Origin of the sequence: Ramlibacter sp. (genome assembly GCF_035706265.1) — a bacterium.
GTDB lineage: Bacteria > Pseudomonadota > Gammaproteobacteria > Burkholderiales > Burkholderiaceae_C > Ramlibacter.
Map to the genome: position 1 here is coordinate 1 of NZ_DASSVG010000092.1, position 8,905 is coordinate 8,905.

Consider the following 8,905-nt stretch of genomic DNA (forward strand, 5'->3'; position numbering starts at 1 on the left):
GATGGAGAGGCCGGCGGGCGCCACCAGCAGCCAGTGCAGGCCGAAGATCGCCAGGCCATGGTCTTCGGCGATGCGCCGGAACTCGCGCGCCTGCGCATCGCTGATCGTGGTCGGGTCTTCCGCCAGCGTGAAGGGCGCGACCTCCAGCCCGTCGTAGCCGAGTGCCGCCGCGAGGCGGCACTGCTCGGCGAAAGCGAGCGGCTGCAGCACCTCGTTGCAGAGCGCGAAGCGCATCGCTGGCGCCTCAGGCGCGGCGGGCGAACATGCCGCGCACCGCGTCGCCGATCGCCGTGCGCACGCCAACCACCGCGCGCTTGAACGGCGGCACGTACAGCAGGATGGTGAAGATCGTCACGGCGGCGAAGACCATGGCGATCGGCCGCGTGAAGAACGGGCCGATGGTGCCGTCCGACAGCACCAGGCCGCGGCGCAGGCTCTTGTCCAGCAGCGGCCCGAGCACCAGGCCCAGCACCAGCGGCGCCATCTCGTAGCCGCGGCGGCGCAGGAAGTAGGCCCCGACACCGATGAACAGCATCGCGTAGATGTCGAACAGGCGCGAGGCGGTGGCGAACGCGCCCACCGTGCAGAGCAGGAACACGATCGGCATCAGGATGCCGCGCCGCACCTTCAGGATGTGGAGCAGCGGTCGCACGCCGAACAGGCCGAACAGCAGGATGGTGATCGAGGCCAGCGTGGTCATCGCCACCACGTGGTAGATGAAGTGCGGATGCTGGATCATCAGCATCGGCCCGGGTTGCACGCCGTGGATGATCATGGCCGCCATCAGCACCGCGGAGGGCGCCGAGCCGGGGATGCCGAGCGCCAGGCACGGAATGATGTGGCCCGGGATCGACGACATGTCGCCGGTCTCGGCGGCCATCAGGCCGTCGATGGAGCCCTTGCCGAACTGCTCCTTCTCCTTGCTCACGGCCTTGGCCGCGGCATAGGACATCCAGGCGCCGGCATCTTCGCCGACGCCGGGCAGCAACCCGGTCATCACGCCGATCACGCCCGAGCGCAGCACGGTCCACTTGTACTGGATGACCTCGCGCCAGCGCGGGAGCACCGAGTCCTTCAGGTCGACGATCCTGCGTTCGATGGGGTCGGCCAGCGTGGTCAGCACCTCGGCCAGGCCGAAGGCACCCACCAGCGCCGGGATCAGCGCGATGCCGCCGGAGAGTTCGTCCCAGCCGAAGGTGAAGCGGTCGAAGGCATAGAGGCTCTCCTGCCCGACCTGGGCCAGGAACAGGCCCAGCAGGCCCATCAGCCAGCCCTTGAGCGGATCGCCGCCGACGATCGAGCCGGAGATCGTCACGCCGAACAGCGCCAGCCAGAAGAACTCGAAGGCGCCGAACTGCAGCGCCACTTCCGACAGCAGCGGCGTGAAGAGCGCCAGGCACAGCACGCCGATCAGCGTGCTCACGAAGGCGCCCGAGGTGGCGATGCCGATCGCGCGGCCGGCCTGCCCCTGCAGCGCCAGCGCGTGGCCGTCGGCGCAGGAGGCGGCGTTGGCCGCCGTGCCGGGGATGTTCAGCAGGATGGCCGTGCGCGAGCCGCCATAGAGCGCGCCGACATAGGAGCAGATCAGCACCAGGATGGCGTCGTTGGCCTGCAGCTTGATGGTGAGGGTGGTGAGCAGGGCGATGGCCAGGGTGGCCGACAGCCCCGGCAGGATCCCCATCACGATGCCCACGAAGGCGCCGCCCAGCCCGTACAGGAGCGTGAGCGGGTTCATGAAACTCAGGTAGGCGGACCCGAGGTCTTGCAGTCCTTGCAGCATGCGAGCGAGCGGAAAACGGAAATGGTCAGGGCAGCCGGACCAGGAACACCTTCTCGAACACCAGCCAGGTGACCACGGAGGCCGCCACGGCGATGACGAAGGCCTTGGCCCAGACGCGCGCGGTGAGCCGGCGGTCGGCCGGGTCTTCGCTCAGGCGCTGGAAGATCAGGATCGAGGCCACCACGTACACGGTGGAGGCGAGCCAGAACGGGATGCCGTGGCCCACCAGCACGATGCCGTAGCCGCAGCACAGGGCCACCGCGATGGCGACGCGCTTGCGCTCCTCGCGCTGGAGCGCCGTCGCCGGTGGCAGCGGCTTCACGAGCGCGCCGCGGCGCCAGCTGCGCACGCCCATGATGGCGCCCAGCAGGATCATCGCGATGCCCAGCAGGCCGGGCAGCAGGCCCGGCACGGTGACCGGGTTGATGTTCTGGTGCTCCAGCCGGTCCATCACGACGGAGCCGGCCAGCACGGCGACGCCGAAGACGATCCAGCCCACCGCGTCCTTGAGGTCGGAACGCGGCGGCGCGGCTTCTTCGTGGGCCCCCGCAGCGACGGAGTGCTCGGGGACCAGCGCGGGATCGGTCATGGGCGCGGATTACGGCTTCGGGATGCCCACGGTGTCGGGCGCGACCTTGGTCTTGCCGCTGGCGTGCAGGTTCCACACGTTGGCCTGCACCGCCGGGAACACGGCCTTCTGCGCGGCCTCGCCGGACAGCGGGTTGAACAGCGCGCCGCGGCTGGTGGCGTACTTCTTCAGCGCCTCGCTCTTGGCGATGTTCTGCGTCCAGATGCGCTCGACGGTCTTCACCACTTCGTCGGGCACGCCCTTGGGGATGAAGATGCCGAAGTAGTTGGTCGGTGCCGTGAAGCCGGGCACCGTCTGCGCCAGCGAGGGGATGGTGCCGTAGCCTTCCAGCTCCAGCGGCTTCTCGCTCACGGTGGCGAGCGGGCGCAGGCGCTTGCCGCGGATCATGTCGGCCTGTTCGACGGCCAGCTGCGTGGTGACGTCGGCCTCGCCGGCGACCGTGGCCACGACGGCGGGGTTGCCGCCGTCATAGGACACTTCCTTGTACTTCACGCCGGTGGCCTTGACGATCTGGTCCATGGCGTTGTGGCCGGCGGAGGTGACGCCGGCCGTGGCCACGGTGACCTGGCCCGGGCGCTTCTTCATTTCGTCCAGCAGCTCCTTGGCGTTCTTCCAGGGGCGCTGCGGGTTGACGCCGATCACCTGCACGTTCGCCACGCTCAGGAACAGGTGCCAGTCCTTGATGCTGGTGTTGACCGAGCCCAGGGCCTGGTAGGCGCCCAGGTCCTGCGCGGCGCCGGCCGTCCAGGTGTAGCCGTCCTTCTCGGCGTCCAGCGCGCTCTTGGTGCCGATGGCGCCGGAGGCGCCGGGCTGGTTCACGATCACGATGGTCTGGCCCAGCGCCTTCTCCAGTTCGGCGGCGGCAACGCGCGTGACCTGGTCGGTGGAGCCGCCGGCAGCCCACGGCACGATCAGGTTGATCGGGCGGGTGGGCTTCCAGTTCTGGGCGGCCGCGGGGAGGGCCGCGCCGAGCACGGCGGCGGCAGCGACGGCCTGGAGGAAGAAGCGCTTCTGCATGGTCTCTGGTCTCCGGATTAATTCTCTAAACGGTTAATTGTCAACTTTAAGGCGCGGGTGCGACGCTGTCAACGACGGCATCGGCAGGGCGTCCACCGCCACGCGCCAATTTCGCACGATGAACGTGCCAGCCTACGCGATTCACCATTTGGTGAATTGAGGCGCGGCAAACTCACGCACCGCAGCGCTCCAGCACGTGCCGCGTCATCGCCCGCGCCAGCTCGTGCTCGCCGACGAACACGCTGCCGGTGAGCTCCTGTTCCAGCCGGCGCGCCTCCTCCTCGTTGTGCGAGCGCACGGCCAGCTCGATCGGCGGGTTCAGCAGGCGCGCGTGCGCCGCCATCTGCCGCACCCCCAGCGTGTCGGGCGTGGCGATCACCAGCATGCGGGCGCGCGCCACGTGGGCCTGCACCAGCACCTCCGGCAGCGCGGCGTCGCCGAACACGGCCGGGATGCCCTGCCCGCGCAGCTCCTCCACCAGGGCGCGGTTCTGGTCCACCACCACGAAGGGCACCCGGTGCGCCAGCAGCGCCTGCGCCAGCTTGCGGCCCACGCGCCCGTAGCCCACCAGCACGACCTGGTGCGACAGGTACTTCGGGTCGGTCGTCATGGGCAGTTCGGCCAGCGGATCGTCGCGCGCGGCGAGCTTGCGCGCCAGCTGCGAGCGCGCCAGCAGCCAGCGCTGCAGCGGCTCGATGCCGCGGAACACCAGCGGGTTGAGCCCGATCGAGATCAGCGCGCCGGCGACCACCAGGCTCTGGGCCTGCGCGGGCACCATGCCCAGCGTGCCGCCCAGCCCGATCAGGATGAAGGAGAACTCGCCGATCTGCGCCAGGCTGGCCGAGACGGTGAGCGCGGTGTGCAGCGGATAGCGCAGCAGCAGCACCAGCAGCGCCGCGGCGATCGACTTGCCCAGCACGATCACGCCCACCACGGCCAGCACGCGCAGCGGCGCGTCGAGCAGGATGCGCGGGTCGAACAGCATGCCCACCGAGACGAAGAACAGCACCGCGAAGGCGTCGCGCAGCGGCAGGGTCTCCTCGGCCGCGCGGTGGCTGAACTGCGACTCGCGCAGCACCATGCCGGCGAAGAACGCGCCGAGTGCGAAGGAAACGCCGAACAGCAGCGTGGCGCCGTAGGCGATGCTCACCGCCGCGGCCACCACGCACAAAGTGAACAGCTCGCGCGAGCCGAGCTTCTGCACCTGCCACAGCAGCCAGGGGAAGACGCGCCGCCCCACGATCAGCATCAGGGCCACGAACAGCCCCACCTGCAGCAGGGTGCTGCCGATGGTGCGCGCGAGCTGCGCCGGATCGTGGGCGCCGGCGCCGGCCAGCGCGGTCGCCAGCGGCGGCAGCAGCACCAGCACCACCACCATCGCGAGGTCTTCCACCACCAGCCAGCCCACCGCGATGCGGCCGTTGAAGGTTTCCAGCTGGCCCAGGCTCTCCAGCGCGCGCAGCAGCACCACGGTGCTGGCGGTCGACAGCGTCAGGCCGAACACCAGCGCGGCCGCCAGGCTCCAGTCCCAGGCGAAGGCCACCGCCCCGCCCATCACGGTGGCGGCGGCGATCTGCACGATGGCGCCCGGCACGGCGATGCGTTTCACGGCCAGCAGGTCGCCGAGCGAGAAATGCAGGCCCACGCCGAACATCAGCAGCATCACGCCGATCTCGGCCAGCTCGGAAGCGAGCCGCGTGTCCGCCACGAAGCCGGGCGTGAACGGCCCGATCATCACCCCCGCGAGCAGGTAGCCCACCAGGGCCGGCAGGCGCAGGCGTGCGGCCACGAAGCCGAGCACCAGCGCCAGCCCGAGGCCGGCCGCGATGGTGGTGATGAGGGGGATGCTGTGGTTCATACGGAGTAGATCCTAGCCCCTGCGGGCGCGCACGAAAAAGCCGCCCGGAGGCGGCTTCGTGTGCGGGCGTAAGGCCGGATCAGACCTTGACCGACGCCATGTAGGAGTCGTAGCGGAACTCGGAGAAGCGCGACCACAGGATCTGGTCGCGCTGGAAGGCGCGCATGTCCTGGTGGATCTTCTTGAACTCGGGCGACTTGGCCTCGTGCTCGGCGAACACCTCCATGGAGGCCTTGAAGCCGGCGTCCATGATCTCCTTGGAGAAGGGCATCAGCTTGGTCTTGGCGGCCACCAGGCGCTTGAGCGCGATCGGGTTGAGCGCGTCGTACTTGGCGGTCATGTCGCGCGCGGCCACGTTGGTCGCGGCTTCCAGGATCGCCTTGTTCTCGGCCGACAGGGCGTTGAACGCCTTGGTGTTGACGAAGAACTCCAGCTCGGCGCCGCCTTCCCACCAGCCCGGGTAGGCGTAGTAGGGGGCGACCTTGTTGAAGCCCAGCTTCTCGTCGTCGTAGGGGCCGACGAATTCGGTGGCGTCCAGCGTGCCCTTCTCGAGCGCCTGGTACACCTCGCCGGCGGGCATGTTCTGCGCCACCACGCCCAGCTTGGCCATCGCCTCGCCGAACAGGCCGCCGCCCATGCGCATCTTCAGGCCCTTGAGGTCGGCGACGGTCTTGATCTCCTTGCGGAACCAGCCGCCCATCTGGGTGGTGGTGTTGCCGGCGCTGTAGCTCTTGATGTTGTACTTGGCGTAGAACGCGTCCATCAGCTTGCGGCCGTTGCCGTGTTCCATCCAGGCGTCCATCTGGCGCGCGTTCAGGCCGAAGGGCACGGCGCAGCCGAAGGCGAAGATGGAATCCTTGCCGGTGAAGTAGTAGGGCGCGGTCTGCGCCATCTCGATCGTGCCGTTCTGGATGGCATCGACGACGCCGAAGGCGGGCATCAGCTCGCCGCCGGCGTGGACGGAGATCTCGAACTTGCCGCCCGACAGCTCCTTGACCGTCTTCGACATCACTTCGGCGCTGCCGAAGATGGTGTCGAGCGACTTGGGGAAGCTGGAGGCGAGGCGCCAGCGCACGGCGGCCTGGGCATGCACGGCCGGCGCGATGCCGGATGCGAGCACGCCGGCGATGCCGGCGCGCTGGATGAGGGAACGACGATCCATGGGAGAAACTGAGAAAGAGTGGTTAGGATTTCGGCGGATGCATGATGCGCCCGCGACCTCGGCAAGGCTGTCAGTAGCCTTGCATCGGTTTCGCCGACGGTTGAGTTCGGGGCCGGTTTTGTAAGCAAAAAGCCGCAAATCGTGCGGCTTTTGGCATGAGCTTCGGGTAATCCCGGGTCAGAGCTTCTGGCCCTGCATGAAGCGGTCGAAGGTCGCCTCGGTGAAGCGGAACCAGAGGTTCTGGTCGGCGCGGAACTTCGCGTAGTCCGCGTACACCTTCTTCCAGTTCTCGTTCTTCGCCGACAGCTCCTCGTACACCTGCATCGAGATCTTGAACGCCTCGGTCATCAGGTCGGTCGGGAAGGGGCGCAGCTTGGCGCCGGCGCCCACCAGCTGCTTGAGCGCGTCCGGGTTGCGCACGTCGTACTTGGCCTGCATGTCCACATGCGCGTGGCTGGAGGCCGCCGCGATGATCGCCTTGTATTCGGCCGGGAGCGCGTTGTAGGCCTTCTGGTTGATGAAGAAGTCGACCTGCGGGCCGCCCTCCCACCAGCCGGGGTAGTAGTAGAAGGGCGCAACCTTGTTGAAGCCGAGCTTCTGGTCGTCGTAGGGGCCCACCCATTCCGCCGCGTCGATGGTGCCCTTCTCCAGCGCCTGGTAGATCTCGCCGCCGGGGATGTTCTGCGGCACGCCGCCCATGCGCTCGACGATCCGGCCGGCGAAGCCGCCGATGCGGAACTTCAGTCCCTTCATGTCGGCCTTGGACTTGAGCTCCTTGCGGAACCAGCCGCCCATCTGCGAGCCCGTGTTGCCGCCCGGGAAGCTGATCATGTTGTACTTCGCGTAGAACTCGCGCATCAGCTTCAGGCCGTTGCCCTCGTACATCCAGGCGCTCATCTGCCGGCTGTTGAGGCCGAAGGGGATGGCCGCGCCGATGGCGAAGGTCTCGTCCTTGCCGAAGAAGTAGTAGGGGACCGTGTGGCAGGCTTCCACCGTGCCCTTCTCCACGCCGTCCACCACGCCGAAGGCCGGCATCAGCTCGCCGGCGGCGTGCACGGAGATCTCGAACTTGCCGCCCGACATCGCCTTGACCTGGTTGGAGAACACCTCGGCGGCGCCGTAGATGGTGTCGAGCGACTTCGGGAAGCTGGAGGCGAGCCGCCAGCGGATGGCGGTCTGCGCGTGCACGGCGGGCGCGATGCCCGCGGCCAGGACACCGGCAATGCCGGTGTTCTTCAGGACGGAACGGCGATCCATGTCGAACTATCTCCTTCGTTTTCGGCGTGAAGACGCAGATCTTCAGTTCCTTCGTTTGACAGCAGCTGTCAATCGGCTGTCCGGACTGCCGCACACCGGGGGAAAGAGAAGGTTTCGTGACGTGGAACAAGAAAGGGCTCCCGCGGGAGCCCTTCGTGCCCTGGTCCCCGCACCGCGGGGACGATGGATCAGAGCTTCTGCGCCTGCATGAAGCGGTCGAAGGTCGCCTCGGTGAAGCGGAACCACAGGTTCTGGTCCGAGCGGAAGCGGGCGTAGTCGCCGTACACCTTGTTCCAGTTCTGGTTCTTGGTGTTCAGCTCCTGGTACAGGCCCATGGACTGCTTGAAGGCCTCGGCCATCACGTCGGCCGGGAAGGGCCGCAGCTTGGCGCCCTGCGCCACCAGCTGCTTCAGCGCGGCGGGGTTGCGGGCGTCGTACTTCGCCTGCATGTCCACGTGGGCGTAGGCCGAGGCGGCTTCGATGATCGCCTTGTTCTCGGCCGAGAGCGCGTCGTAGGCCTTCCGGTTCACGTACAGGTCCAGCTGCAGGCCGCCTTCCCACCAGCCCGGGTAGTAGTAGTAGGGCGCGACCTTGTGGAAGCCCAGCTTCAGGTCGTCGTAGGGGCCGATCCACTCGGCGGCGTCGATGGTGCCCTTCTCCAGCGCCTGGTAGATCTCGCCGCCCGGGATGTTCTGCGGCACGCCGCCCATGCGCTCCAGCACGCGGCCGGCGAAGCCGCCGATGCGCATCTTCAGGCCTTTGATGTCGGCGACGGTCTTGATCTCCTTGCGGTACCAGCCGCCCATCTGGCAGCCGGTGTTGCCAGCCAGCAGCCCGCGCGCGTTGTACTTCTTGTAGAAGTCGTTCAACAACGCGTCGCCGCCTGCCTGCGTCCACCACGCCTGGTTCAGACGGAAGTTCGGGCCGAACGGGACCGACGTGCCGAAGCCGAAGGTCGGGTCCTTGCCGAAGTAGTAGTACGAAGCCGTGTGACCGATTTCGACGGTGCCGTTCTGAACGGCATCGACGATCGCGAGACCGGGAACGATTTCGCCCGCCGCGAACGGCTGAATCTGGAATTTGCCATCGGTCGCGTCCGAAACGGCCTTGCACATGATTTCCGCTGCGCCGTAAATCGTGTCGAGCGATTTCGGCCAGCTGGTCGGCATGCGCCACTTCAGCTCCGGCGAGGACTGCGCGATCGCCGGGCTCGCAACCGCTGTTGCGGCCAAGCCGACGCCG

General features: G+C 67.9%; 7 protein-coding genes and 1 pseudogene. All 8 read right to left on the reverse strand.

The annotated features are described in order from the left end of the window. A pseudogene (locus VFM98_RS03485) lies at positions 1-234 on the reverse strand (sugar phosphate isomerase/epimerase); the annotation flags it as partial. Between the two features lie 10 nt (positions 235-244). After that, positions 245-1,780, reverse strand: a complete 1,536-nt coding sequence (locus VFM98_RS03490; RefSeq protein WP_325108513.1) for a tripartite tricarboxylate transporter permease — start codon at positions 1,778-1,780, stop codon at positions 245-247. A 25-nt stretch (positions 1,781-1,805) separates the two neighbouring features. After that, positions 1,806-2,369, reverse strand: a complete 564-nt coding sequence (locus VFM98_RS03495) for a tripartite tricarboxylate transporter TctB family protein (RefSeq protein ID WP_325108514.1) — start codon at positions 2,367-2,369, stop codon at positions 1,806-1,808. Between the two features lie 9 nt (positions 2,370-2,378). After that, positions 2,379-3,386: a tripartite tricarboxylate transporter substrate binding protein gene (locus tag VFM98_RS03500; RefSeq protein WP_325108515.1), complete on the reverse strand. Its 1,008-nt coding sequence runs from the start codon at positions 3,384-3,386 to the stop codon at positions 2,379-2,381. A 172-nt stretch (positions 3,387-3,558) separates the two neighbouring features. Continuing rightward, positions 3,559-5,244, reverse strand: coding sequence for a YbaL family putative K(+) efflux transporter (gene ybaL / locus VFM98_RS03505; RefSeq protein WP_325108516.1), 1,686 nt, complete (start codon positions 5,242-5,244; stop codon positions 3,559-3,561). 79 nt (positions 5,245-5,323) lie between these two features. After that, positions 5,324-6,406, reverse strand: a complete 1,083-nt coding sequence (locus VFM98_RS03510) for a TRAP transporter substrate-binding protein (RefSeq protein ID WP_325108517.1) — start codon at positions 6,404-6,406, stop codon at positions 5,324-5,326. A 177-nt stretch (positions 6,407-6,583) separates the two neighbouring features. Beyond that, on the reverse strand, positions 6,584-7,663 hold the full coding sequence (locus VFM98_RS03515; RefSeq protein WP_325108518.1) for an ABC transporter substrate-binding protein: 1,080 nt from the start codon (positions 7,661-7,663) through the stop codon (positions 6,584-6,586). Positions 7,664-7,851: 188 nt separating this feature from the next. Then, positions 7,852-8,895, reverse strand: coding sequence for a TRAP transporter substrate-binding protein DctP (locus tag VFM98_RS03520; RefSeq protein WP_325108519.1), 1,044 nt, complete (start codon positions 8,893-8,895; stop codon positions 7,852-7,854). Positions 8,896-8,905: the final 10 nt, after the last annotated feature.